Source organism: Thermodesulfobacteriota bacterium (assembly GCA_035559815.1).
Taxonomy (GTDB): Bacteria; Desulfobacterota_D; UBA1144; order Nemesobacterales; family CSP1-2; genus DATMAT01.
In genome coordinates this window covers 93,460-117,269 of record DATMAT010000019.1, presented here as the reverse complement: position 1 = coordinate 117,269, position 23,810 = coordinate 93,460, and the positions used below count along the sequence as shown (strand labels likewise).

Annotated in this window: 27 protein-coding genes and 3 pseudogenes; 3 read left to right on the top strand and 27 right to left on the bottom strand. The window is 50.0% G+C overall.

The window, feature by feature from the left end:
* Nucleotides 1–374: 374 nt before the first annotated feature.
* From VNN20_04535 to VNN20_04500, 8 genes and pseudogenes are all read right to left on the bottom strand, one after another.
* A pseudogene (locus tag VNN20_04535) lies at nucleotides 375–813 on the bottom strand (DUF1326 domain-containing protein).
* 479 nt (nucleotides 814–1,292) lie between these two features.
* On the bottom strand, nucleotides 1,293–1,841 hold the full coding sequence (locus VNN20_04530) for a fibronectin type III domain-containing protein (protein ID HWP91447.1): 549 nt from the start codon (nucleotides 1,839–1,841) through the stop codon (nucleotides 1,293–1,295).
* Nucleotides 1,818–2,768, bottom strand: a pseudogene (locus tag VNN20_04525) (hypothetical protein). The gene VNN20_04530 and the pseudogene VNN20_04525 overlap by 24 nt, the downstream one beginning before the upstream one ends.
* A gap of 373 nt (nucleotides 2,769–3,141) precedes the next feature.
* Nucleotides 3,142–3,552, bottom strand: coding sequence for a GFA family protein (locus VNN20_04520; protein HWP91446.1), 411 nt, complete (start codon nucleotides 3,550–3,552; stop codon nucleotides 3,142–3,144).
* 183 nt (nucleotides 3,553–3,735) lie between these two features.
* Nucleotides 3,736–3,918, bottom strand: a complete 183-nt coding sequence (locus VNN20_04515) for a hypothetical protein (GenBank protein ID HWP91445.1) — start codon at nucleotides 3,916–3,918, stop codon at nucleotides 3,736–3,738.
* A gap of 138 nt (nucleotides 3,919–4,056) precedes the next feature.
* Nucleotides 4,057–4,416 (bottom strand): hypothetical protein, encoded by a 360-nt coding sequence (locus tag VNN20_04510; protein HWP91444.1) that lies wholly within the window; start codon nucleotides 4,414–4,416, stop codon nucleotides 4,057–4,059.
* 458 nt (nucleotides 4,417–4,874) lie between these two features.
* Nucleotides 4,875–6,566 carry a hypothetical protein gene (locus VNN20_04505; GenBank protein HWP91443.1) on the bottom strand — a complete coding sequence of 564 codons (1,692 nt, stop codon included), beginning with the start codon at nucleotides 6,564–6,566 and terminating at the stop codon, nucleotides 4,875–4,877.
* A gap of 127 nt (nucleotides 6,567–6,693) precedes the next feature.
* On the bottom strand, nucleotides 6,694–7,614 hold the full coding sequence (locus VNN20_04500) for an ADP-ribosylglycohydrolase family protein (protein HWP91442.1): 921 nt from the start codon (nucleotides 7,612–7,614) through the stop codon (nucleotides 6,694–6,696).
* A 662-nt stretch (nucleotides 7,615–8,276) separates the two neighbouring features.
* Between VNN20_04500 and VNN20_04495 the strand changes: the two are divergent.
* The 3 genes and pseudogenes from VNN20_04495 to VNN20_04485 all read left to right on the top strand — a co-directional run bounded on the left by VNN20_04495 (nucleotide 8,277) and on the right by VNN20_04485 (nucleotide 9,897).
* Nucleotides 8,277–8,905 (top strand): annotated as a pseudogene (locus tag VNN20_04495) (integron integrase).
* 388 nt (nucleotides 8,906–9,293) lie between these two features.
* A complete protein-coding gene (locus tag VNN20_04490) occupies nucleotides 9,294–9,455 on the top strand; it encodes a hypothetical protein (protein ID HWP91441.1) in 162 nt (53 codons plus the stop codon).
* A 4-nt stretch (nucleotides 9,456–9,459) separates the two neighbouring features.
* Entirely contained in the window at nucleotides 9,460–9,897 is a 438-nt protein-coding gene (locus VNN20_04485; protein HWP91440.1) for a PIN domain-containing protein, read from the top strand.
* A gap of 40 nt (nucleotides 9,898–9,937) precedes the next feature.
* Here VNN20_04485 and VNN20_04480 read toward each other — a convergent pair whose 3' ends face one another.
* The 19 genes from VNN20_04480 to VNN20_04390 all read right to left on the bottom strand — a co-directional run bounded on the left by VNN20_04480 (nucleotide 9,938) and on the right by VNN20_04390 (nucleotide 23,794).
* Nucleotides 9,938–11,257, bottom strand: a complete 1,320-nt coding sequence (locus VNN20_04480) for a sigma-70 family RNA polymerase sigma factor (GenBank protein ID HWP91439.1) — start codon at nucleotides 11,255–11,257, stop codon at nucleotides 9,938–9,940.
* A gap of 27 nt (nucleotides 11,258–11,284) precedes the next feature.
* Nucleotides 11,285–11,704 carry a YciI family protein gene (locus VNN20_04475; GenBank protein HWP91438.1) on the bottom strand — a complete coding sequence of 140 codons (420 nt, stop codon included), beginning with the start codon at nucleotides 11,702–11,704 and terminating at the stop codon, nucleotides 11,285–11,287.
* A 194-nt stretch (nucleotides 11,705–11,898) separates the two neighbouring features.
* On the bottom strand, nucleotides 11,899–12,585 hold the full coding sequence (locus tag VNN20_04470) for a DUF72 domain-containing protein (GenBank protein ID HWP91437.1): 687 nt from the start codon (nucleotides 12,583–12,585) through the stop codon (nucleotides 11,899–11,901).
* A 322-nt stretch (nucleotides 12,586–12,907) separates the two neighbouring features.
* Nucleotides 12,908–13,312, bottom strand: coding sequence for a GFA family protein (locus tag VNN20_04465; GenBank protein HWP91436.1), 405 nt, complete (start codon nucleotides 13,310–13,312; stop codon nucleotides 12,908–12,910).
* 228 nt (nucleotides 13,313–13,540) lie between these two features.
* Complete coding sequence (locus tag VNN20_04460) at nucleotides 13,541–13,942, bottom strand: hypothetical protein (protein HWP91435.1); 402 nt, start codon at nucleotides 13,940–13,942, stop codon at nucleotides 13,541–13,543.
* Between the two features lie 90 nt (nucleotides 13,943–14,032).
* The gene (locus VNN20_04455) at nucleotides 14,033–14,392 is read right to left on the bottom strand and encodes a DUF1428 domain-containing protein (GenBank protein ID HWP91434.1); all 360 of its coding nucleotides are present in this window, start codon (nucleotides 14,390–14,392) and stop codon (nucleotides 14,033–14,035) included.
* 92 nt (nucleotides 14,393–14,484) lie between these two features.
* Nucleotides 14,485–14,934: a DoxX family protein gene (locus tag VNN20_04450; GenBank protein HWP91433.1), complete on the bottom strand. Its 450-nt coding sequence runs from the start codon at nucleotides 14,932–14,934 to the stop codon at nucleotides 14,485–14,487.
* A gap of 60 nt (nucleotides 14,935–14,994) precedes the next feature.
* Nucleotides 14,995–15,402, bottom strand: coding sequence for a VOC family protein (locus VNN20_04445; protein ID HWP91432.1), 408 nt, complete (start codon nucleotides 15,400–15,402; stop codon nucleotides 14,995–14,997).
* A 99-nt stretch (nucleotides 15,403–15,501) separates the two neighbouring features.
* On the bottom strand, nucleotides 15,502–15,798 hold the full coding sequence (locus tag VNN20_04440) for a MoaD/ThiS family protein (protein HWP91431.1): 297 nt from the start codon (nucleotides 15,796–15,798) through the stop codon (nucleotides 15,502–15,504).
* Nucleotides 15,795–16,982: an exo-alpha-sialidase gene (locus VNN20_04435; protein HWP91430.1), complete on the bottom strand. Its 1,188-nt coding sequence runs from the start codon at nucleotides 16,980–16,982 to the stop codon at nucleotides 15,795–15,797. The genes VNN20_04440 and VNN20_04435 overlap by 4 nt, the downstream gene beginning before the upstream one ends.
* A gap of 156 nt (nucleotides 16,983–17,138) precedes the next feature.
* Entirely contained in the window at nucleotides 17,139–17,501 is a 363-nt protein-coding gene (locus VNN20_04430; protein HWP91429.1) for a DUF1801 domain-containing protein, read from the bottom strand.
* Between the two features lie 7 nt (nucleotides 17,502–17,508).
* The gene (locus tag VNN20_04425) at nucleotides 17,509–18,000 is read right to left on the bottom strand and encodes a VOC family protein (protein HWP91428.1); all 492 of its coding nucleotides are present in this window, start codon (nucleotides 17,998–18,000) and stop codon (nucleotides 17,509–17,511) included.
* Between the two features lie 70 nt (nucleotides 18,001–18,070).
* Nucleotides 18,071–18,550, bottom strand: a complete 480-nt coding sequence (locus VNN20_04420) for a VOC family protein (GenBank protein ID HWP91427.1) — start codon at nucleotides 18,548–18,550, stop codon at nucleotides 18,071–18,073.
* 142 nt (nucleotides 18,551–18,692) lie between these two features.
* Nucleotides 18,693–19,460 carry a DUF899 domain-containing protein gene (locus tag VNN20_04415; GenBank protein HWP91426.1) on the bottom strand — a complete coding sequence of 256 codons (768 nt, stop codon included), beginning with the start codon at nucleotides 19,458–19,460 and terminating at the stop codon, nucleotides 18,693–18,695.
* Between the two features lie 290 nt (nucleotides 19,461–19,750).
* Complete coding sequence (locus VNN20_04410) at nucleotides 19,751–20,401, bottom strand: DUF1579 domain-containing protein (protein HWP91425.1); 651 nt, start codon at nucleotides 20,399–20,401, stop codon at nucleotides 19,751–19,753.
* A gap of 114 nt (nucleotides 20,402–20,515) precedes the next feature.
* A complete protein-coding gene (locus VNN20_04405) occupies nucleotides 20,516–20,911 on the bottom strand; it encodes a VOC family protein (GenBank protein HWP91424.1) in 396 nt (131 codons plus the stop codon).
* Nucleotides 20,912–21,142: 231 nt separating this feature from the next.
* The gene (locus VNN20_04400; GenBank protein ID HWP91423.1) at nucleotides 21,143–21,766 is read right to left on the bottom strand and encodes a hypothetical protein; all 624 of its coding nucleotides are present in this window, start codon (nucleotides 21,764–21,766) and stop codon (nucleotides 21,143–21,145) included.
* Between the two features lie 41 nt (nucleotides 21,767–21,807).
* Nucleotides 21,808–22,626: a sigma-70 family RNA polymerase sigma factor gene (locus VNN20_04395; GenBank protein ID HWP91422.1), complete on the bottom strand. Its 819-nt coding sequence runs from the start codon at nucleotides 22,624–22,626 to the stop codon at nucleotides 21,808–21,810.
* An 817-nt stretch (nucleotides 22,627–23,443) separates the two neighbouring features.
* A complete protein-coding gene (locus VNN20_04390; protein HWP91421.1) occupies nucleotides 23,444–23,794 on the bottom strand; it encodes a hypothetical protein in 351 nt (116 codons plus the stop codon).
* Between the last annotated feature and the right edge of the window lie 16 nt (nucleotides 23,795–23,810).

Below are 23,810 nucleotides of genomic sequence, written 5' to 3'. Positions count from 1 at the left end.
ATTTTTCTACACCTCTGTGACATCGCTTCTACACTAACACACCCCGGCTCTTCGAGCCACCCCTCTTTAGAGGGGATTCTTTAATTAAGTCCCCTCTCGAGACCTGTCCTGAGCCTTGCCGAAGGAGGGGATTTAGGGGTGTGTAACATGTGTAAGATGAAGAGACGCACAATCATCTCATGCAATTCCAAACTAAAAGAAAAGCTTCATAAACTGGTCATATAGCAAGTAGTACTATAAGATAAGGAACACATCTTCTGCCCTTTGACCCTTCGGCGTAGCTCAGGACAGGCTTGGGCTAAACAGGCCCTTCGACGTCGCTGGACAGGGTTACAGAGAGGAATTAAAACAGATAAGTCTTCCACTTGTAAGGCCTAACCATGCACCACGCCTTTGCCCGAATGACGAAGGCGGTTGAACTGGCCGTATGTGTCTTCGAGGTCGAGCTGGATCGTGCCCTTGCATGTCGTCGTGGCGCTCCCTATCTCGGCTAACTCGAACTCGATGCCGTTCGGTTTCCAATCCATGAAGGATTTTAGACAATGCCTATCGCTGGCGCGTGTCAGCACGTTCGTCGACGATCACCTGTATCTCGCCCCTGCCCTCGAAGAGAGGCCCGGGCCATGCATATAGCATAGCTACATTGAGTCCATCGAGCACGACATCGCCGAAGTATCCTTTTTCTATGTGGACCACCTCGAATCCCCGGCAACGACCGTGAGTGGGCAAAGCTTCAAACTGGCAGGGGCAGGCATATATGCAGTTGCAACTTCCAAACTCGATGCCCTCGATATACCAATCCACGGTGCTCACAGCACACCTCCTTGCAATGAGTTCTTATTTTCTACTGCATCTGAATAGGTTGTGAATATGCAGCATAATATCTAAGAATGGATGTCAAACTGCAAATTATTTTTGGGTCAAACCGTTAAATGAACTACCCTGCAAGCCGCAGAGTATCAATACATACGTAAGCACTCTAACATGTCATTGCGAGCGGAGCGAAGCAATCTCTTATTTTTTCCTGCTTTAGATTGCTTCGTCGCGGAGTCTACCCTGAGCCTGCCGAAGGGCTCCTCACAATGATAGCAGAAACCCAGTGGCAAGGAGAAGAAACCTCTTGTCTTCCTAACAGCGAAGCCGCAATTGAAAAATAGGAAGTCAGTTCTTAGGTACGTAACTAAAGACGAAGACGTTCTCAGGAGTTACCTGCCTGTATTTAAAGATAACCAGATGCCGCATACGAGAATGCAACCAAACATTCAAGATTTACAAAAAGAAAAAATCTAGCATCAAGGAATCCTCAACTTCCCCTGAACCACCCATCCATCAACTCCCTTATCGAAATCGACCTGCCACCACCAGCGGCCATCAGCATACCACGACCCGCCAATCACTGTACCCCAAGCCCCCTTTAGTTTAGTTCCCAGCACAGGTGCGGAAATCGAAGGGCTTGCGTACACGTTAGCCTTCCTGGTTACGCGCACCCGATTACCGATAGCGAATTTCGTGCTGGGCAGGGGTTGGGTCATCACCGAGACGGTGCTTGAAACGGTTGATTCATTTCCTGCGGCATCATAGGCAGACACGGAATACTGGTATGCCGTTGCCGGAGAGAGGCCGGTATCTTTGTAGGAAGTGTTTGCCTTAGTGCCGATTTCAATGCCGTTCCGATAGACACGGTATCCGGCCACGCCCAAGTTATCAGACGAGGGATTCCAGGAGAGGCTAACCTCGGAGGATGAGAGAGCAGTTCCTACAAGGTTGGCGGGAGTAGAAGGCGGCTGAGTATCGGATTCCGCAGGGGCGGAGTCAATCTGGCCGGAATCCGGGTCCACCATCAGGGAACTCACGTCCACAGCCTCAAAATCTGAACCTTTGACCAGCCTTAGCTCATTTACCAACGTATCGTCATCCCACCGAGAATCGGGCACTCCGGAGATATACCAATTACTACCGTTATCGGCCAGGATCATCCCGTATTTTTTAAGGGCTCGGAGGATAACCTGCACCTCGGGAGAGAAACCGGAAATATCAAAGCCGGCCTTCAGCCGAAAACGTTGCCCCATCGGCGGGTAATTTGTCGAAGTCAGGCTGGAGGCATAATGACGGGCAGGCCATACGAACGCCTTACGGGTATGCTGGACGGTAAATCTTAACGCATGAGTGATCTCACCCGAAGCTACCTCATCATACCGAACGAGTCCGGGCAGAATAGGCAAACCCGCTGCATCAGCCGAGGTCCATCCACTCGGCCTAAGGACGTTGGAACGAAGGTCATATACCGCGCCCGAACCGGCCCACCAACTACCGTCAGATTGAGGCCAGGCATAAAAGGTCTCGTATAAGATGCAATTGTCCTCATCCAACACGAGAACGTGTCGGTCGCCAGAAGATTCGTCTCCTCCTTCAATCTCCGCATCAGGAGGAATCGGGTAAGGGCCGGGGTCGCTCTCGTCGGAGTAATCGAAGGTAATGTCCACTTTGGGCTGGGTTCCCGGGACGATGTTGTAAGGAATGCCGATAGGCGCACCTTCCCAGACGGTGCCGAAATCCGGATGGAGGCCCGTGTTTGCTCCTATAAAGGAAATGTAGGCCGATGAATTGGTATCGACCGGCAGATGATCGATAGGCGTGTTCCACACATTATCCGCCGGGAAGATGGGGCAACCGGCGATGGTTGGCGCGCCCTGGGCAATGGTCGACCCGGCTATGAGAATGAAAGTAAACAAGGTTATTGTATACAGGCAGGTAATGAAAGACTTCATGTGTCCTCCGTTCTTAAAAAAGCTCGTGTGTTAATCGGAGGATTTTCGTGCAAATCAAATACCCAACGAATGTAATTGACGTTTGTATAATTTCAGCGGTAGATAAATACAATGATTACAGTAAACAAAAGAATATATTTAAAGTATTAAATAAAGAATGATAAAGTTAAAACTTAAGTAGATAGTGGGAAGTAAACAACTCAGGATGGACAAAAAGCGGCACAAATCATATTTTTTGTCACTTTGATTTGGTTATTCCTACATGAATAAAGAAAATATTCAGTCTCTAGCATAACGTTGCCTCCGTAACAAAAACAAAGTGATGATTCCTGCCCTTTAAATCAAAGCCTAACACACCGGAAGAGCATAGCCATCAGGATTCTGTCTCCGTGGGCCATTCCTCAAATTGTGGGAGCGAATCCGTTATCTCATACCAGGGTGCTTTGGACCCCACGAAAATGTGTTCGCGTGGTCGCATACCCGGATCATCATCGGCTGTTCCCAACGCCACCTCCCCAACCTTCCCTGAATTGGTGACAACAAGCCGGGAACCGCAATTCTTACAAAAGCATCTCTTTGTTCCAGGTGAGGATTCGTATTCCTGGACAAATTCCACGCCTGATGCCCATCGGAACTGGTCCGGGTTGTTGAGGAGTGCCCACGTCGCAAATGCCGCTCCGTGAGACTTCCTGCACATCGAACAATGGCAATGACCAATCGCTCTTAATGAGCCTGTGATCTCATAGCTTACCGCTCCACACAGACAACTGCCCCTTATCGCCATTTCACCTTCTCCTGTAGGATGATTTCGTCGTGAGCCCTGACTATGCAAAAATGCAGTATAACATCCAATGTCGGATGTCATACTGCAAATCATTTGTCAATCTAATCAGCACTCAGAATACAAAAGACCTAATTTCAGGTCAAGAAAGGTAACTGGAAAAGGACTGATTTTGCAATGCGCTGTTCATTCCTTGGTCTGAGTAATGAGCCCCGCATCCGTTCGTCCTGAGCTAGGTCGAAGGACGAACACAAAATAGGTTTCCTTACTTAGTCCTAATGGCGAAACTACCTGTGGAAAGCATTTTTCAACAAAAAGGCTTGCGTCCCCTTTTGCCCCGAGCAACACCCGTACGATGAAGGCACTCACATTTCCGGTGCCTCCTGCAACTACAACTCCCTTCTCGCTTAGCAGTTGAACGGATCCTTCTTCTGCTTTGGATTGGTTGGAACAACTCGTTATATGCCGCTTCTTCTGGTTGGATCATCTATGATACGCTCGGTTGGGTTAACGAAACTGCGCATGCTGCGCCGGCAGTGCCTGCCCGATTTCTGCTTTGATGAAGGGCTTGACGCCCTCTCGCCCCCTCAGGCTCAACCACAGCGGCCCTCCATGTGCTTCTACTTCAATATGGAAACGGAAGAACGGACAGCACAGCCGCTCTTTTGCCACAAAAGCAGCTACCTGCATCAGAACCCCCTCTTCGCTCGCCAGCCGAAAGGCATAGCCATCATCCAGTTCACGGATCTCCTGTACAGCTCCGAAGACAGCCTTGATCGTCGCGATGTGCCGCTGGCGTTCAACAGGTGTCAGAGTGGACATGTCACAGGCGAACGGGATCACCTCACCGGTGCTTGTTGAGTGCATGCAGATCCTCCTTCTCGACAAGGTTTAGGCGGCTAACAGTGCGGTAATAACCGCCACGAGTTATACGGGCTCCAACACCCGTCACAAGGCCTGACGGAGATTCCAACGACGGGTGGCAACCGGTCCGAGCAATTTCGACTGGTCACTTCGCCCCCCATCCGATGTTGATCGGGGCGCTGAGCGTCGCGACGCAGGCTCTCGTTGCCGAGCCACTGCTGCGTCTTGGTATTCGTCTTGTCATACCCTACTGCGATCTTGTCCCACGCAGCTCGCGTGTCCTCGTGTTCCTGGGTCATGGCTTTCTCCTGACATGTGCTCGTATGCCCGCTTGGGACCGTATAACGGCTTGCGCTTTACCTGCGCCGCGAAGCCGCGGAGTGGCGTCGGCTGCAACCTGTTGTTAGGCGCGGCCTGCTCCGTCAAGATTTTTCACACGGTCGTTGACCATTCTCTTGGTGTCAAACCATGAATGCATAGCGCAAGTCCTTGTTGCTCGAATCAAAGTAAAAGAGGTGGACCACATCCCAAGTGCCAGTTGGTCCTACAAAGCGCTGGACAGCCGCAGAAATTTGTCCGGCGCCCACTTCTGCATTAATACGCCCCTGCCCGCCACCTTCGCCATCCAGCGTCTCAAATACCCAATTCGAGCCCCTTTTTTGCCACGCGTGTCTGAGATTCCTTGCCGTCGAATCGTAATAGAACAGGCTTAACTGATCAGGCAGGACGGCAGTCGCCATCACTCCATTGCCCACGATATTTTTAGTCCGACCCGAAGGCCCTCCACCTCCATCTAGTTTTTGAAAACTCCACTTTCCGTCTTTTAATCTGGCCAGCCGCACATTACCGAAGGTTAGGTCGTGATAGAAGACGTGCAGGGCATTGTCAAAGACGGCAGTTGTAGGCCACAGACCTACTTTCGCGCGGGTTAGACCCTCTGGTGGATCAACTGGATTCGGGTCTCCTGAACCATCAAAAATTTCGAACTGCCAGGTTTGTCCATCACCCCGCGCATGACGCAAATTCGTGTTGGTCTGGTCATAATAGAAAACGTGCAGCACGTCATTGGGATCCACGCCAGCGCACATGGACAACCCGACATCGGCATTCACTCGACCGTTAGGTCCACCCTGACCGTCGAGTGTTTCACACTGCCACGCCATGCCATCGAATACCGCATGACGAAGGTCTCTAGTCCTAACGCCCCTTCCATCATCGCCCGGTCCAAGCGCGGTGTCGGTTTGACCATAATAAAATACATGCAGTCTGTTCTTGTGAACGATGGGGTTGTTGAACAATCCACAATCACCATCTATTCTGCCAGAGAGCCCACCCAGACCATCGACCACTTCAAACGTCCAATTAACGCCATCTGATGAAAAGGCATGTCGCAAAACAATGTTCCGGGCGAGCTCACAGTAAAAGACATGTAGGGTTCCTGCAAAAACGACTGCCGAGATCTGGAAAACGTAGGCAATTCCATTAGTGGTGCGCCCGCCTGGCCCACCATCACCATCCAAGACCTCTTCGGTGATTTTTGTGTAGAAGGGCGAGATCCAGTTGTGGCGCAACACGATATGATTCAGTTTCCAGTTCTCACCGCCGTAGAACACATGCACATCGTTTCCGAAAACGACTGCCGCAGGAATGTGACCAACATTGGCACCTAGAAAGCCACCGGCGCCAGCGATGGTTTGGAAATTCCATGAACGGGCAATAAAGGGTGGTGGACCACCAGGTGGGGCTGGCGATGGCGTATCGTGGATCACAAATACCGTCCACCCGCGGCTATTATCACCGGTATCCTTGTCATTTACATCCAAGATCAGCTCGCCGCTTGTAGGTGCAGTAAACGATCGTTTGACACCCCCCTGAAAGAAGGTTGTAGAAGCCCTGCCAATCTTGCAAATAAGCGAGTTCTTGCGCAGAGACGGGGCGGGATAATCCGAAGGTGTGGGCCAACTATCACCATCCGCATCCAAAATCGGGGCACCCAAACCGAAAAAGGCGCCACCAAAATCCACCTCGCCAGAACTCTGCGTGGTGATGGTATCGCCTGCTTGCACCTGAATGCCTGTCCGTACCTCGGTTCTCCTCCCCCGCTTGCGATGTTCAATTCCGACCGTGAATGGCCCATGGATTGATGTAGGCATATGTCCTCCTTGTAGGAGACTGGTTCTCCATGCTATGAGTTCTAAACAATGTGTGCTGCGCCTAACGGCACCGAGCTCAGCCGCTGCGACCGAGCGCAGCGAGGGATCAGTCGGCTGCAGCGAGATGTTAGCCCGTTCCTTCCTTGCTTACGCTGTATAGCTGGTCAGCTAACTCCGTGATTTCCGACTGTAAGGCCAGCCGTTCTAACCAAGCAGCAGGGATTTGTTGAGCGCCATAATATGCCCCAGCGACTTGCCCACATACTGCAGCCGTAGTGTCAGCATCATCACCCAGGTTGGCAGCCATGAGGATCGCCTCTGCAAAACTGTCGGCGTGAACGAAACACCACATCGCCGCCTCCAGGCTGTCTACCACATACCCAGAGCCGCGAATCTCCTCTCTTGATTTCTCTCGATATGCGCCCCGGGCAATGGCTACGATCTTCTCCGAACCCGTAAACGTCTTGCTATCCTCCAGCGCAACCTCATCCTTGGGCTTGCCAGAGAGCCCGCGACAAATGATCCGCGCAAGCAAACGACACGCATCAAGGCACTCGGCCGCCGCATGAGTGGTTCGGGAGCTCTCCGCCGCAAACCGTTCTGCTGCACCCACATCCGGAAAGAAGAACATTGGGATCGGCGCCAGCCTCATAATGCTTCCGTTGCCGGCCGAATGCGGGTCGTTTGAACCAGCATAAGGATCCCTTGTTTGACGAAACCGGCGCAACGCGGAGGCCACCGTATGCCCTATATCGAAACATCTCCCCGTGCTACTCAGGTAGCCAGTGTCGGCCCATTTGCAATAACGTTCCATTTGGTCACGTGCGTCGAACCCATGGCATTCGACCAGACTGGTGGCCAGGCAAAGTGCCATCGAAGTATCATCGGTCCATTGACCTGGACAGAGATCGAAAGGCCCTCCACCAATCATATCTGTCAACGGCTTGAAGCTTCCCCGAGGACGAAACTCGACACTGGTGCCGACAGCGTCTCCGACAGCGAGACCAAGGAGGCAACCAAGGAACCGGTCCTTTACCTTTAGATCCATCTGTGTTCTCCAAAGCGGGCTAACGACCATGCTGAGCGGCGGCCCGCAGCAACCAATCCTGGAATGACGAAAAAGCCTGCGCTGTGGGCCGTCCGCTCCAGTGCCTGGTTGGGCGGCATAGCCTATTCGACAACGTTGAACTGTTGTGAATCGGTAGTATCGAGAATGTTGATCCATCGACTCCCATCGTAGACCTGAATCCGGCCGTAAATCGTTATCCAGCCAGCACTGGTGTATATGGCTGGTACTTGCACGCTGGTATAGAGCGTCGTGGACCCATAGTGCGCTGTCTTGTCATCGTAGTTTGAGCCGCTTGCAACCCCCTGACTGTCACTAACGAGTCCGGTTAGGCGTACGGGAATCGACTGCTCATGCTCATCGTTGAAAACGGTTGCAGTGAAATCGACCCTCACGTAGACCCGTTCACCGACTTTAGCGTTCCAGGGGGGACTGATACTTATTGAATAGGATGAAACTTGCAGAGCCATAGCCGCACCCCTTGTCTAAGTGTGATGTGTGCCGCCCAACTTATGATTATACGGAATTATTTCCGCATAATCACCCCAATATAGGGTGTTATACGGAAACCCTTGCACCTTTTTTCTTTCTTTAGGAGTATAATTCAAGATGTTCGTCTAAATCAATAGGTAAGAGAAAAAATTATGGAACAACGTCCCAAGAAACTTCTAGATCAAGTACGTGAGACTATAAGACGCAAGCACTATTCTTTTCGTACTGAAAAGAGTTATGTCGCCTGGATCAGACGTTATATCTTGTTCCATAACAAACGGCATCCACTCAAGAGATTGAGGCTTTTCTGACATATCTCGCCGTAAATCGAAAAGTCGCAGCGTCTACTCAAAACCAGGCTTTTAGCGCCTTATTGCTCTTATATCGCGATGTGCTTAACAAAGATTTGGACTTCCCGATTGATTCAGTCCGCGCCAAAAGACCAAAACTACTGCCTACGGTCTTGACAAAGGAAGAGGTGGGTAATGTTATTGGGTGCTTATCAGGCATACCTCAACTCATGGCGAAGTTGCTTTACGGCAGTGGCTTGAGATTAATGGAATGTGTGAGGCTGCGGGTTAAAGACATTGATTTTGCCCAACATCAGATCATTGTTCGGGACGGTAAGGGTATGGAAGACCTGGTGACTATGCTTCCTAATAGCCTTGCAATTCCACTTAAGGAACACTTACAGCGAGTGAAACGGTTGCATGAGAAAGACTTGGCTAGGGGATACGGTTCTGTCTACCTACCTTTTGCGCTGGAACGGAAGTATCCGAATGGCATACGCATACTCAAATTCCACAACTCAAAAATGAAGAGATTGCTTCACTGCGTTCGCAATGACAATATAGTGGCAATCCTACAAGCCAAAGGTAATTCCCAAGTTAAAGCTCGGACCCTATTGTTACCTCTAAGGACTGGAGTCTCTTAGAAAGGAACCTCTTTTCGGATTTAATGGTGGCCAATTCCAAGGATTTCCGAAAATAGCCGATGGCCGCCTTCGGGTTGTTAAGAAGTGCCTCGAACTCGCCGAGGACTGTGTAAAGCAAATGGACTGTCTTAGTTGTTTCTAACAATTCACACACACTGCCATTAAACCCTGCCCGCTCCTACTTGTTTTTTTCTAATTTTGACATCGTAAAAATTTCTATGTAGGTTTGATGTTTATGGAGCTTAAGGAATTTGGCAAGTACCTTCAAGGCAAATCCATTGATAAACTCCTTCATCGGGCTCGAAAACAAAGCCTAAGGCGTATCCTGGCCGGTGAGGAAGAAATCAAAGTAATTCACAGAAAACCCGCCAGAAAAAAAGCTGGATCTAAGAGATAGTTAATTGCTCTATTTAGATACGTCCGTTCTGCTCGTCTATACCCTAACCCAATCCATTGAAATCGAACGATTTAAAATAACAGACAAGTTATTCACTAAGATCATCTCCGGTGAAATCACGGCTGCAACTTCCTTCTATGCCCTTCATGAACTTTATATATTTGCGCTGGAGAATGCACCTGACTTGGAGACAGGTTATGCTTTTGGAAAGAACGCGCTCCTGAAAGTTCTCTCTACTCCAGTGCACATTCTTCCGTTCGTTTCCCGAACAGAAAGGAAGAATCTTGGGGAGAAATTTGTCGGGCTAAGAGATCCTAGCGACGTTCCTCATGCAATTGTCGCCTTTAATTCCGGCTGCGATGCAATTGTAGCTTATGACGAGCATTTCCGAGCCATCTCCCATGTCATTCCCTACAAGAAACCCGAAGATTATGTTCTTTAGGTGACAGGGTTAACCACTGAACACATACTCAGATTAATAATCAAAGCTCGGACCTTATTGTTGTTGCCTCGATTGACCGGAGTCTTTTTGAAAGGAACCTCTTTTCGGATTTAATGGTGGCCAATTCCAGGGATTTCCGGAAATAGCCGATAGCCGCCTTCGGGTTGTTGAGAAGCGCCTCGAACTCGCCAAGGACTGTGTAAAGCAAGTAGTATGATTTCAACTGCTCCCTGTTTTTGATCGCCTCCACCGCCTCGATACCCGCTCTTGGGCCGTGAACGTTGGCAACCGCCACGGCACGATTTAGCGCAACCACGGGAGAATCATCCATATCAATCAAGAGATCATAAAGGGAAAGGATTCGCGGCCAATCCGTTGATTCGTAATCCTTCGCTGCACAGTGGCAGGCGGCGATGCCCGCTTGAAGGTGATACTCGCTCACTTCATCGCCCTCTGTCGATTGCATCAGGTGATAGAGCCCGCGTGCAATCATGGCCTGGTCCCAGCAGGACCGGTCCTGCTCTTTCAGGCGAAGTATGTTTCCGTCCGTGTCCACCCGTGCCGGTAACCGCGCCCCATTAAGCAGCATTAGCGCCAGTAGTGCATGAGAACGGGGCCGATTGCCCGCAGGATGCGATGTCAATAACTCACCAAGCCGGATTGCTTCCTGACAGAGTTCCTTCCTTATCAGGTTGTTACCGCCCGAAGCCTTGTATCCTTCGTTGAAAAGGAGGTAGAGCGTTTGAAGCACTCCGTCCATACGCTCAGTAAGCTCTTCTCCCGCTGGTAACTCGAAGGGAATTTTCGCCTCGCGGATTTTTTGTTTGGCCCGTGTGAGCCTCTTGGCGATTGCCGCTTCAGAGGTGAGGAACGCCCTGGCAATTTCCTCGACGCTGAACCCGCAAAGTGTCTTCAGCGCCAGCGCTACCTGGGCCTCTTGGGGGAGCATAGGATGGCAGCACATGAACATCATCCACAAACTGTCGTCGCTGATTTGCTCCCCGAAAAGCGCAGAATCCTCGGCTGTGGAGGACGCCAAGCCCTGCTCCATGAAACGGACAATAGCAGTCTCTTTGTTGCGGAAAACCTTTTCCCGCCGGATGACGTCGAGCGCCAGATTTTTCGACACCTGGGTGATCCATGCTGCCGGATTCCGGGGAATACCGTAATAAGGCCAGGTCTGAAGCGCCTTGACCAGCGCTTCCTGAACTACGTCTTCAGCTAGTTTAAGGTGCTCGACACCAAAAAACCTGGTCAGGGTAGAAACCATCTTCCCCGCCTCATGACGGAAAAGGTGCTCCACCACACGGGTAATATCACCCTGTGGCTGCGCTCCACCGGTGGGTTCGGAGCCAGACATCTGCTTGCTCACCTCAAATTTGAGACGTTACGCACTGGCCTGTGCCAGTTCCTCTTCCGCAACCTTTTGCCCGAGTACCTGCTTCATCGAACACTCAGGTGCAACCGGCCTTACTTCCACGGTGGCACCGTAGTTCAGTGCCGGGTAATTCTTGGCGATCTCCACTGCTTCTTCCAGGCTATCTACGTAAAGCAAAAAGTAGCCGGCTATAGCCTCTTTGGACTCGGCAAACGGGCCGTCCGCCACGCTGCTGCCCTTTTTCTGCGAGACAATCTTGCCCTCGTTCTCGAGTGGCTGCCCCGCCTTGAGTATGCCCTGCTCGGTCAACCTGTCGAACCAGGCATACATCTGGGTGATCACCTGCTGGATCTCCTCCGGCGATAGGCCCTTGTGCCAATCGGTGCCTCGGAATAACAGCATGTATTCCGGTCTTGTTTGTGTACTCATTATCGCCCTCCTGACTTTGGATTTTTTGATTTCATTAATACGACGAATGAAGGGGAGATTTCAGGACACTTTCGTTAAACTTTTCTGGGCTGTTACTAAACATTCCTATATATTATACGGAGTTAAAGTCTTGGGACAATCGGATACCTTGGGCCGCTTTCAACACTCGACCCTATTTTTCCAGAAGGCCTTGGCTAGGCGGTTAGTAATGCGCGGAACTCCCGGGCGAGAACCGGGCCAATGCCGGACTCCTCATGCTTGAAGTAGATGAAGGTGTCCTGCCATCCTCCACCGAATCCATTCACAGCTTTTGCCCATTTCTTGAGGTCTTCGCTAGTGTAGCCCTCATCGCGCAGCCTCAAGTAGCCGAAGTCGGCGGTTAGTACAATGGGAGTGGTTCCCTTCTCGGTGTCAGCGATGCAGAGGGCCGAGTTACCGGTCCTCAGTAGCGCGTAGACGTCGCCGTCGAACCACGACTCGTGGCGAAACTCGAAGGCAGAGCGCACGCCGGTCGGCAAGAGGGCCAGGATGCCTCCTAACCGGTCGAGGTCTTTTCTGAAAAACGACGGGAGCTGGAAAAGGACCGGACCGAGCTTGGGGCCGAGGGTGCGCGCCGTGTCGAGGAAGTTGCGGAGCGGTTCATCCACATCCTTAAGGCGAGCGTCGTGCGTGATTCGTCTAGGTGTCTTGAGCGCAAATGCAAACCCGGCTGGGGTTCCGGCATTCCAGCCGGATATCACCTTAGCGTTCGGCATACGGTAAAAGGTGTAATTGACCTCTACTGTGGAGAAGTGCTCGGCATAGTAGGAAAGCATTTTGGTAGTCGGGAATTTCTCGGGGTAGAAACTCCCTCGCCACTCTGGATAGTTATATCCTGACATGCCGACCCAAATTGCCACGACTGGCCTCTAGTTATACTTCATAATCACTTCTTAATTTAACCAATAATCGGAATACAAAAAGAGTAAGTGAGATCAAGATTAACACACCCCGACTCTCCGAGTCACCCCTCTCAAGAGGGGATTTTTTGCCAAGTCCCCTCTTGAGAGCTGTCCTGAGCCTCGCCGAAGGAGGGGATTTAGGGGTGTGTAATTTCATACTAGTCGTTTCATGCGGAGAAGTTAGATAAGACTACTGGATAATATGGTCACTTCTCTCTAAGCACAACAGAAAATTCCCGACGGGTGTCGTCCACCGCAAGTCTCAAAGATGCCGAGTCTCGGCAGGTGGCGATTCCCAGTTATTGTTCCTACCATCTTCGTACCGGACCGGGGCTTCAGCCAGATCCTCGTCCGTGGCATCGTCGAGGCAGGCGACATTTACTGCATAAAAATCGCCGCCCAGTATGTCGAGATGACCCTTCCCAAACGTCTTGACACCGCAGCGGCGGCAGAAGAGGTGGTGTATGATTTTACTGCCGAACTGGTAATCCGACAGAAAATCTTCTCCTTGCAGCAGCCGGAACGCATCGGCTTTCACGATGGCTTTCCAGAACCTAGTCTTTGAGCATATCGAGCAGTTGCACTTGCTCGTACCCTGGGCCAAATCTATTTCACATTCGAAGCGGACGGAGCCGCAGTGGCAGCTTCCACTGTATGTCTTCCTCATTGACGAACCTCCTATGTGTATCGTTTGTGGGTTTACAGCTTGATTACTTCATCCGCATCTTAAGGGCAATCGTTTGTCACCAGGGACGCATTTGAAGTTCAGCGGGAAATGTGCCCCTTATATGGCATTGTCGGGCGTGGTCAGCCTTGTAAATGTTAGATACACTCATGCTTACCATGACTCGGCATCATTACAAACAAGATGAATGATTGATGCCGGGCTAGATACTCAGAACGCATGTAGCCCTTCTGGCAACGGCTCGATTTCATCACAACGTACCACGCCAGCCGATTTGAGATGTTCTGAAGCCGCTGAAACGTCATTCGTGATCAACTCAAGCCATATTTCAGCTTGGCTGAGGCCGGGAACACGGTCTATCCAGAGCTGATTTGCCCCGAATTCGAAGCCGTCTCCTTGTTGAGTCAGTATCTGAGTTGTTCCAGAAAGGATGAAGAAGCTCTCATCATCGGGATGGCTGTGAATCGGCACCGAGACGCCTGGCGGAACGGTGCCCTTCATCACACAATAAACCGCATCTGCCTCCGACGGCGGAGTCAGGAACTCGACAGTCGGGCCAAATACATCGAGAACGCCGTGCATTCCTTTGTCGAGAAGATAGATAGTTTCCATAGACCACCTCTAAAACTGTTTTAAACTTCGTGAAGGGAAATTCATCCAGTCGCTGAAACGCGCATTGGTCCGTGCACGGAAATACTTCTTTCAGGCATCGACCAGTATCTTAAAACCGCCGTAGAGCATGCGCTTGACATCAAAGGGCATTGATTTTGGGTCCATAGTGTCTGCGAGTCGCGGGTCTTTCATCACCTTTGCGTTGACGCGATCGCGATGAGCGCGCGACTTGAATACTATCCACGAAAATACCACCGTCTCGCCAGGCTTGAGCTTGATCCTGCGCGGGAAGGGCACCAATCCCTTCACGTTGAGGTCATCGCCGACACACTCCCTGTATTCCAGGGCGCCGTGCTCCCGCCAAATATTGCCCGCCTTCTGTGCTATGCGGCGATAAGCTTGTATGTTTTTCTTCGGAACTGGTAATACATATCCATCCACGTATTTCATGTTAATTCTCCTTTTGTTTGTCCGTAAATCATGGTCGATCATTTCTTTCAATTCTTCTTGTCAGGCTGGCAGAAAGTAAAACGTTCCCACAATCACTTGCGCTCACCAAATATCTTTTGGTCTAATGAGAACCTTCCCGGCCCCAATGCCAGGAACAGAATGGAAATACCCAAAAAGACCAGGGCCGGCTCGTATGATGATCCGCCGGTCATATTCACGAACGGGTCCCCCATTACTATAGAATGAAAATAGACAGCCACCGCCATGGTACAGCCGATTCCCAGCGAAGCAAGCGGAGTCAATAGCCCGAGTATCCAGCCAATCCCCCCGCCGAACTCGGAGATAGCTGCCAAGAACTGGAAAAATGAGGGAATGGAAATAGGAGCCTGGGGCGGTACCCAGTCAAACGGATTCTGTATCTTTCCCGACCCGTGAAAAACAAACGCAATTCCGGCGACCAGGCGCAGGAAAAGAAGGGCTGCCGACGCAAATCTCGGCTGAGGAAAGGGCTGAGACAAGCGCTTAATATTTGCTATTATCATTCTGATCCTCCCTTGTCATAACACATTTTAATTGAGCTATGCGCTCTAAATTCGAGCAATTCAACCTTGATTGACTGCACTTGAGTCCATATAAAAAACTTCCCATAGATGTCCATCCACATCTTGAAAACTACGTCCGTACATCCATCCGTGGTCCTGCGGTTCACTAGGCTCTATTCCGCCGGCTTTAATCACCTTGTTAATCATCTCATCTACTTCTTCTCTGCTATTAGCAGTTAATGCCAGAATTACCTCGGTGCTTTTTGTAGCATCCGAGATTTCCTTTTTGGTGAAAGTTTTGAAAAATTTCTCGACTAGTAACATTACGAATATATCCTCGCTCACAATCATACAAGTGGCGTTCTCGTCGGTAAATTGAGGATTGAATTTGAAGCCCAGCTTGGTAAAGAATTCGACAGACCGATCGAGATTTTTGACAGATAAATTCACAAAAATTTTTGTTGCCATTTTATTTACTCCTTTTGTTTAGTTTGGATTCATTAGGGGCCTGGCCAATTCAATTTGTTTTATTTATTACGATATTTTCATTCGTGTTATTTAGTTGGGTCAGCCGCCGGCAATGGCCCCTATGATGTAAAAGGGCTCTGCCCCGGATGCAACTGTCTCTGGTAGTGGGGTGTCCGGTGGCTCATGGGACCAATCCTCTTCGCAGGCGAAGAACCGCAGGAACGGCCGGCGCTGCTTAGTGACGTGGTCGCGGACGGTCCCGCGAAGCATCGGATAGCGGGCCTCGAGCGCATCGAGGACCGAGCGCAGCGTGACCGTACCCTCGACCTCGATCGTGACCTCGGCGCCGACGTTGGCCAGCCTCCGCAGGTGATACGGGAGTATGACTCGGATCATGCTAGTGTCTGTACCTCCACGGATAACACGGCCGGCAAGTCCCGGACAATGGGAGCCCAACTGTCCCCGGCATCGGCCGAGCAATACACCTGCCCGCCGGTGGTACCGAAATACACACCGCACGAATCGAGTGAATCGACGGCCATAGCATCACGCAAGACGTTGACGTAACAGTTTCGTTGCGGCAGGCCTTTCTTGAGCGCTTCCCACTCGTTACCTCCCGCCCGGCTGCGGTAGACCCGGAGCTTCCCATCGGGCGGAAAATGCTCCGAGTCGCTTTTTATAGGGACGACGTAGATGGTGTCCGGCTCGTGAGCGTGCACATCGATCGGGAAGCCGAAGTCGGTCGGCAAGTTGCCGCTCACTTCACGCCACGACTCGCCGGCGTCGTCGCTGCGCATAACGTCCCAGTGTTTCTGCATGAACAGCACACCAGGCCGCGATGGATGCATAGCGATGCGGTGAACGCAGTGGCCGACCTCGGCAGTAGGGTTGGGGATGTATAGCGAATGCAATCCGCGGTTGATGGGCTTCCATGTTTCGCCGCCATCATCTGTCCGAAACGTACCCGCAGCGGAAATGGCAACGAACATCCGATTGTGATTGCTTGGGTCGATGATTATCGTATGCAGGCACATCCCTCCTGCTCCAGGCGCCCATTCCGGTCCTGAGCCGTGGCCACGGAGTCCGGGAAGTTCTTGCCAAGTTTGTCCACCGTCTGTCGTGCGGAATAGAGCGGCATCTTCTACCCCGGCGTAAACGGTGTCTGGGTCGGTCAACGATGGTTCCAGATGCCAGACACGCTTAAATTCCCACGGATGCTGCGTGCCGTCGTACCACTGGTGCGTGGTGAGGGGTTTGCCGTTTTCGGGAGATGTGTCGTATACGAATTTGTTGCTTTCGCCTATAGGAAATCCCTCGGGCGTCGTAGTCGGCTCGCCAGCGGGCGTGCCGGGCTGGTGCCATGTTTTGCCGCCGTCATCGGAGCGTTGAATAATCTGCCCGAACCAACCGCTGGTCTGTGATGCGTAAATCCGGTTCGGGTCCACGGGCGAGCCTTTCATGTGGTAAATCTCCCAGCCGGCAAAATGGGGGCCGTCGACATCCCACTTTTTACGCTTGCCGTCCGAGGTCAGGATGAATGCGCCCTTCCGTGTACCCACCAAAACTCTTACTTTGCTCATAATTTCCTCCCTACTAGTTTTTTGGAGACGCTTCCTGAGCAGGCATCTCTATATTGTAGACTAAATTTTAGCAGAACCGTGATCACCACCACTGCCAACGTCGCAATTACATAGCGTATTCGCCCTTTGGTTATCTGCATCGGGAAATTTCCCCTTTCATTTTTCCGAATTTTCCTTCACCCGATACTCAACAATCTTTCTCACCAAGTCAAACGGAATCGGTTTATCCATAGGAAATTTGACAGATCCTTTGGCCGTTTCGTAGCGAGACAATTCATTTTTGAATACTTTAATAACCGATGAAGTGGGATAAAAACCTATATGATTTTTGAATGCTGCGAAGTGCACCAAGCTGCCGTTCAATTTGTACGTAGGAATCTGATAACTAATCACTTCTTCGGCTTCCGGTGCTGCTTTTTGAATCGTTCGTCTTAGCTTTTCTAAAACATCCCGGACGCTTTTAGGAAAAGACCCGATATATTCATCTACGCTTTTGTATTGTTTTCTGGGTGAAGGCATGTCTTGTCTATCCCTCTTCGTATGCTTGTTTCAATTTTGCAATGTCAAGCTTCTTCATTTGAAACAATGCATTCATGACTCTTTCCGATTTCTTCGGGTCTTTATCTAACAACATCTCGACTAACACGGTGGGAACGACCTGCCATGACAAGCCATATTTGTCCTTAAGCCAGCCGCATTGTTGGGCCTTCTCATCACCGTCTTCCGAAAGTTTCTCCCAATAATAATCTACCTCTTCCTGAGACTCGCAATTGACTTGGAATGATATGGCCTCATTGAACTTGAATATCGGGCCGCCGTTGAGTGCCGTGAACGCCTGCCCATCGAGCTCAAATTCTATGGTCAATACCGTTCCCGCCGGTTTTCCGTGGATTTCGTATCCTGCCTCTCCATATCGCGTTATATTCCCGATCTTGGAGTTTTTAAAAATAGAGGTATAGAAATTCACCGCCTCCTCGGCATTACTATCGAACCACAAGCATGGGGTAATTTTTTGCATGTCATCTCCTTTCAACTACTTTTTTGTAAAAGCCCCCCGCATTTCTTATGAAAGTTCGGTGCTGAATTTATTACTTGCCCGCATTAGCAAAAAAGGACTTAGCTCCCTCCTGAATCTCCTCCTGAGTCAAGTCACTGGTATGCGTGGCAATGGTCCAGGAATAACCGAAGGGGTCCTTCAGCGTGCCGCAGCGGTCTCCCCAGAACATGTCCGCCACCGGCATAATTACCGAGGCACCGGCGGCTACTGCTTGCTTGAACGCTGCATCCGCGTTCGGTACGTAGACATAGAAACTGACCGGTGAAGAGTCCAGGGTCTCGGCGCTCTTACAGGTCCAGGGCGGCCTTTCATCCCCTAGCATGAGGATCGAGTTGCCGATCTGTATCGTGGCATGCATAGTGTTCTTGCCGTCCGGCGTGGGAAATATCATAAGCACTTTGGCGCCGAAGGCCTTTTTGTAGAACTCAATAGCCTCCCGCGAATTCTTCAGCGTGACACACGGCGTGACCGCATGGTATCCATCGGGAACGGGTTTGATTTGAGTCGTCATGACATTACCTCCTTAGTGTGATAATTAATAATGAGGTGACAGACACTATGGCCGTGCCTGTCGCTTGTTTGTTTATAATGCTTTCCCCTTGGTTCATCTTTAGACCTTGGAGGTCTTGGAAGCCTCTAAAGTCTTTCATTCTTTATTTTTCGTACTCGTCGTGGCGGCGCCACCAGACGCCCGTCTCGTTGCGCCCCTTGGGGGCACGGTCGAGCCACTGGTACATGCCCCAGAGGCCGTCCAGTCCGCGCGCATATGTGGAATAAGTGTGGTAGACGATACCGTCCTCGAGCACGAACGCGCTCATGCCCGGCCTTTCGCGCGTGTAGGTACCCACGTCGGTTCCACACATGGCAGCGAATATCGTTGGCCCGTCTGGTGTCGAGCGCGAAGGTATCTCGACGGTAGGCTCCTCACGCTGATAATTGTATTCGATGCCCTCTTTGCGCTGCTGCTCCTCGGTAAAACCGACACTGAAATCGAAGTTGAAATCGCTGCCGAATGAGGATGCCCACGGGAACGTCCAGTCCATTCGACGCTTGTACGCCTGTAGCTTCTCCAGCGGCGCGCGCGACACCGCCCAAAGCATCACGTCATGGTTGGCCAAGTGAATCGCGAATCCATTGAAGCCATCCGCGATCGCCGAGCAGGCTGGACAACCCGCAGCGTAGTCGGGCCCGAACATGAAGTGGTAGACGAGGAGCTGCGAGTGTCCTCGGAAGAGGTCCGCCAGCGAGGCGCTCCCCTCGTCGGTCTCGAATCGATACTTCTTGTCGATCCGAACCCACGGCAACTCCTGCCGCTGGCGCGCCAGCTCGTCGCTGCGCCGCGTGAGCTCCTTCTCTGCCTTGAGCAGCTCCTTGCGAGCCACAAGCCACTCTTCTCTGGTAACTACCTTGTGGTTTTGCATATTGAACCTCCTTTTAATTCGTGATTACTGTGGCTCTATTTCTTTCATTAATACGACGAATGAGCAAGTGCTTTCAGGACACATTCTTAATTTCTTGGCCGCCCTTAAAAGTCCTTTTATAGCGTATTCAGTCTAACACCTTGGGAATAATAGCTATTTTGGCAGATAACATACTAGTTCCGCCGGTAAACTCAGGGCAGGCTTGGCGGTCATCCAAGCGCGTTAGGAACGCATATATGCGTTCCCTACGGTACCTATAAATACTTTTATAAGAGTCAACTGCACTTCGATTACTTCTTTCTCGTGTAAACGATTTCCATGGCGCGAAATTCCTTTCCATCCGGGCCGTTCATATACCACTCATAGGTAAAATTATTATTATCTACGATTTTAGTCACAGCGCGAAAGGCTTTCTCTCCCTCTGCCGGGCAACTAAAGGTTCCCTGGTCGGTGATTGTCTTGGTGTTAGGGTCATAGCTTCCGCTCGCTGTCATTATCCCTGTTCCCATATTGTCAATCCATACCGACCGATATTGTTTTTTCTCGTTGTCGTATCCGGTTATCCCCAAGCCCTCAAACGGCTGTCCCATGGACGTTCCCTCTACCTCGTATTGAATGAAGCGTCCCCCCATTATCCACTCGACCTCGCTCGTACCCGTGGATACTTCCGGTTCGCCGTCGGGAGTCATCCACCACTTTACCGTGTAGTCCCAGTCCCCGACGAGCGCACCTAACACCTTATGATTTTCATTAGGTGTTGCGTACTCCTTCCATTTCTCCATCATTGCATCGTGGTCGTGCTGAGATGTCTTTTGCTTGACTGATTCCTGTTTTTCTTTGGACTCCTCTCCGGCTTTGCTCGTTACGACCGTTGCAGCAAGAGCGAAGACGGTACAAACTACCAAGAATAAAAACAACTTGGATAAGTTTTTGGGATTCATAACTGTCTCCTCCTTATTATGGGTTTTGTTTTTAATACGACGAATTGGCAAGAGATTTCAAGACACTTGCTTAGATTGTTTTTTGGTTGCACTTCAAAATTCCTCATATTTCCCCTAAGCCTCTTTCAGGTCCTCCCATAAACCGATCACGTTGCCCTCCGTGTCGACAACATAGGCATAAAAGCCCATATCCGGGACCTCTCCCTTTGGCATTACTGCCTTGCCGCCGGCGGCTTCAACCTTCTTCACATATTCGTCTATCGAACTGACGCTTACGGTAATGATGGGAGCAGGAACCTCCTTACTCCGTTTGGTCATTCCGCCGTTAATGGCACCGGGCTCTTTTGGTATGAACGTTTTCTCGTCAACGGGCACGGTCCTCACACCTGTATAGATTATGCCTCCGGGCATCGGCCAGTCTACAATCTCCCAGCTAAAAATGGAGCTGTAGAACTTTTTGGCTCGGGCCAGGTCATCGACCGGAATCTCGAAATGGACCACCTTGTTCATATAAATCACCTCCTTTCTAAATCCGGTTTCTGATGTCTCGACCTTTTTATATTATTACATATTTCACTGGCTCAAATGTTAAGCGTAGGTTAACCCGATTTCCTTCATGGCCTCTTCGTGCTGATGAACGGTGAACACGATTATATTCTCCCGGTGACCCGTGTAATCATCGGCCTTGAGCAATTGTTTTATATCCTGGACTGGTGAGCTTTGCCGGTAATTGAGCCATACTTAAATGTTTGGATTATCGAGCTTAGCACTCGCCTGTATAAATCTGGAATCGTCGGATTGCTTCCCTTTTTCATAGCGCATCGAAAACCCCATTTCGATCAGGGGCCTGATTTTGCCTCCAACCGAGCCTAAAAGTGTGAATGTGAACTTTGCGTCTCCCTCTTCGGGTATTTCTATACTTTCCCCAGGTAAGACGGTTACTGCCATCCAAAGCCCGGCCCCGGGCATGAAGGTTACGCCGCTTATCAGATTAGCGCTGGTAAACGGGGCATCATTACTTACCGTTACCAGGCCTCCAATCTCCATATGTCTTAACGGTGCGTTACTTATATCTACCGACACTCTTAATTCGTAGTCTCCGCCTACAATTCTACCGGTTTTAGGGTCTACCCTTCCCAAAGAGATAGGTTTATTTCCTAAATTGACTATTGTAATCACAGTCTCTGTACCATTACCGTTTTCCATTGTCACCACCTTTGGGTGGAGAACGACTATAAATAGCCCGCCCTTGTTTGAGTTTTCATTTAATTCCTCACTCAACCCCGGTTGGGAGGAAAACATCAAGAAAAGAAAACTAAGTAATAATAGAAACAGGAAAATTCCCCTCTTTATTAATTTCATCATCTGTGTCCTCATCAGGCATGATTACCCTTCATTATTTGGAGCTATCTACCTACTAATAGATGTAAATTTATGGAAGAGGGATACAAATTATTTTTTCCATTGGCAGAAAAGTAATCTGAAAGCCTATCTCTCAGAAAAAGCCTTGCCCTGTGAATCCTGGACTTAACGTTGGAGAGAGAAAGCCCCAGTATTTTTGCTACTTCCTGATTTGTAAGTCCTTCCACATCCCTTAAATGAAAAACTACTCTATACGGTTCTGGAAGCTCATTGACCGCACTTTCTATTATTTCCATGGCTTCTTTATTAAGAAGTATTTCATCAGGCCTTCCACTCCAGTCCTTTACTTCAACACCCTCAAGCACCCCGTCTTGGCCATAGGGAGCGTAATCCTCAAGACCGAGGTTATTTTTGTATTTCGCCTCGGCCCTTAAGTGAATGAAAATGGCATTTAATGCTACCCGGTAAAGCCAGGTCGAAAATTTAGCCTCTCCCTGAAATGTATCGAGCTTCTGTAAAAGGATGATAAGCACCTCTTGCATGATATCTTCGGCATCACCGGGGTCGCCGGTAATCCTTAGAGCAAGCCTGTAGATTCTATCTCCATGCCGGTCTACAATCTCACTAAAAGCCCCTTCATCCTGGGTTTCCACGAAGCTCCTGACCAGCGCCTCATCAGACAAACCTTTATGATTCAATATTCTGAGGTTACTTGAGTCTCTTTTCACTATATTCCTTCCAAGACTGGAACTTGTGGCAGAGCCACAAACATGACTACCCGGGACGCCACAACCGCCGGATTCAAAAACGCTTTTGGTGTCGTTGGCCATTCGGGACAACTGGGCGACATCCAGGGATTTCATGGTTGATCCACTCCTAACGCTAAGCCTTACCCGGGCCGACTCCTGACCCATTTATCGACACGATTTTATGCCCCATCACAGTTGTCTTTGTACTCATAATTACCTCCTTACGATTTTTTGTCTCACTACTACGACGAATGGACAAGCGCTTCGAGGACACTTTCGCTGATTTTTTCTTTAATTCCCCCTGAACATTACTTTTATACGCAGTTGAACATCCTGAGGTCACTGCACAACCCGGCTCGGTTTATGACCCTGAAACTATTGGATAAAACCCTTCCAGATCGTTACCCGAAGTCTCCAAAAGGCAATCAGATAAAAGGTGTCATTCTGAAATACCATGACCAAGTCAATAGTCCCCCCTTCATTCTGAGTGGTAAGCTTGTCGATAATCCCGTTCGTCCTTAATTCATACTTCGACCAGGCTCGGTATGAGCGGATTTACATCCGCTGGTAAAGAGAAATAAAAATGCCCGTTCATTCTGGACCCTGTCCCGAACATATGTGAGTGAGCTTGTGAGGAATCTGACATAAGATGTCATTCCGAGCGGATGCGAGGAATCTTAAAACTCTCATCAATAAGATCTCTCCCTTCGAAATGACAGTAGGAATAGTCAGCAATGACAAATTTGTTTATGTATAAACCACGGAATTGACATGACCAACCTTAGTTATAATTGATGATTGAAATACGGAAAGGCATAGAACTATGCCATTAGTTATGGAAGAGTTTTATCTATTGATATCCAGTGCTTTATAAATGTCCGGTCTCTTCTAAGGGTCAATCACAAAAACATTCCACACGAATCCGCTCGAGCTAATCCGAATCCTCAATAAGCTCAACCTCTAAAACAAGACGGCTTGGGTCGATTTGACACTCAGCTTGGGAAAGGACCCGGAATTGCAGGCCGGCGTTAAGATTCGAACCCCGGGGAAAAGCCATGGTGGTAAAACCAAAGCCCCCCTCCGGATTGATAACTTGGACTTTGTACTCATCCATAGTAATACCGCAGTAATTCACCATCGAGCCCGTGGCGTTAATCACGACGATCTGCCCGGTATAATTCCAGCCGTTGTTGGGGGCGTTTGCCTCCTGAGCAATTGCCCATGTCGATATCAGACTCAACGAAAAGATAGCCATTAACAACATCGCGTATATATATCGCATATTAATTGGTCTCCCG

Excerpts from the sequence above, each read along its gene's own strand:
- VNN20_04530 (HWP91447.1), bottom strand. The coding sequence starts at position 1,841 with ATGGTGGACCCGGATTCCGGCCAGATTGACTCCGCCCCTGCGGAATCC.
- VNN20_04520 (HWP91446.1), bottom strand. The coding sequence starts at position 3,552 with ATGGCGATAAGGGGCAGTTGTCTGTGTGGAGCGGTAAGCTATGAGATC.
- VNN20_04510 (HWP91444.1), bottom strand. The coding sequence starts at position 4,416 with ATGCACTCAACAAGCACCGGTGAGGTGATCCCGTTCGCCTGTGACATG.
- VNN20_04505 (HWP91443.1), bottom strand. The coding sequence starts at position 6,566 with ATGCCTACATCAATCCATGGGCCATTCACGGTCGGAATTGAACATCGC.
- VNN20_04500 (HWP91442.1), bottom strand. The coding sequence starts at position 7,614 with ATGGATCTAAAGGTAAAGGACCGGTTCCTTGGTTGCCTCCTTGGTCTC.
- VNN20_04490 (HWP91441.1), top strand. The coding sequence starts at position 9,294 with ATGGAGCTTAAGGAATTTGGCAAGTACCTTCAAGGCAAATCCATTGAT.
- VNN20_04480 (HWP91439.1), bottom strand. The coding sequence starts at position 11,257 with ATGTCTGGCTCCGAACCCACCGGTGGAGCGCAGCCACAGGGTGATATT.
- VNN20_04475 (HWP91438.1), bottom strand. The coding sequence starts at position 11,704 with ATGAGTACACAAACAAGACCGGAATACATGCTGTTATTCCGAGGCACC.
- VNN20_04470 (HWP91437.1), bottom strand. The coding sequence starts at position 12,585 with ATGTCAGGATATAACTATCCAGAGTGGCGAGGGAGTTTCTACCCCGAG.
- VNN20_04465 (HWP91436.1), bottom strand. The coding sequence starts at position 13,312 with ATGAGGAAGACATACAGTGGAAGCTGCCACTGCGGCTCCGTCCGCTTC.
- VNN20_04460 (HWP91435.1), bottom strand. The coding sequence starts at position 13,942 with ATGGAAACTATCTATCTTCTCGACAAAGGAATGCACGGCGTTCTCGAT.
- VNN20_04455 (HWP91434.1), bottom strand. The coding sequence starts at position 14,392 with ATGAAATACGTGGATGGATATGTATTACCAGTTCCGAAGAAAAACATA.
- VNN20_04450 (HWP91433.1), bottom strand. The coding sequence starts at position 14,934 with ATGATAATAGCAAATATTAAGCGCTTGTCTCAGCCCTTTCCTCAGCCG.
- VNN20_04445 (HWP91432.1), bottom strand. The coding sequence starts at position 15,402 with ATGGCAACAAAAATTTTTGTGAATTTATCTGTCAAAAATCTCGATCGG.
- VNN20_04440 (HWP91431.1), bottom strand. The coding sequence starts at position 15,798 with ATGATCCGAGTCATACTCCCGTATCACCTGCGGAGGCTGGCCAACGTC.
- VNN20_04435 (HWP91430.1), bottom strand. The coding sequence starts at position 16,982 with ATGAGCAAAGTAAGAGTTTTGGTGGGTACACGGAAGGGCGCATTCATC.
- VNN20_04430 (HWP91429.1), bottom strand. The coding sequence starts at position 17,501 with ATGCCTTCACCCAGAAAACAATACAAAAGCGTAGATGAATATATCGGG.
- VNN20_04425 (HWP91428.1), bottom strand. The coding sequence starts at position 18,000 with ATGCAAAAAATTACCCCATGCTTGTGGTTCGATAGTAATGCCGAGGAG.
- VNN20_04420 (HWP91427.1), bottom strand. The coding sequence starts at position 18,550 with ATGACGACTCAAATCAAACCCGTTCCCGATGGATACCATGCGGTCACG.
- VNN20_04415 (HWP91426.1), bottom strand. The coding sequence starts at position 19,460 with ATGCAAAACCACAAGGTAGTTACCAGAGAAGAGTGGCTTGTGGCTCGC.
- VNN20_04410 (HWP91425.1), bottom strand. The coding sequence starts at position 20,401 with ATGAATCCCAAAAACTTATCCAAGTTGTTTTTATTCTTGGTAGTTTGT.
- VNN20_04405 (HWP91424.1), bottom strand. The coding sequence starts at position 20,911 with ATGAACAAGGTGGTCCATTTCGAGATTCCGGTCGATGACCTGGCCCGA.
- VNN20_04400 (HWP91423.1), bottom strand. The coding sequence starts at position 21,766 with ATGATGAAATTAATAAAGAGGGGAATTTTCCTGTTTCTATTATTACTT.
- VNN20_04395 (HWP91422.1), bottom strand. The coding sequence starts at position 22,626 with ATGAAATCCCTGGATGTCGCCCAGTTGTCCCGAATGGCCAACGACACC.
- VNN20_04390 (HWP91421.1), bottom strand. The coding sequence starts at position 23,794 with ATGCGATATATATACGCGATGTTGTTAATGGCTATCTTTTCGTTGAGT.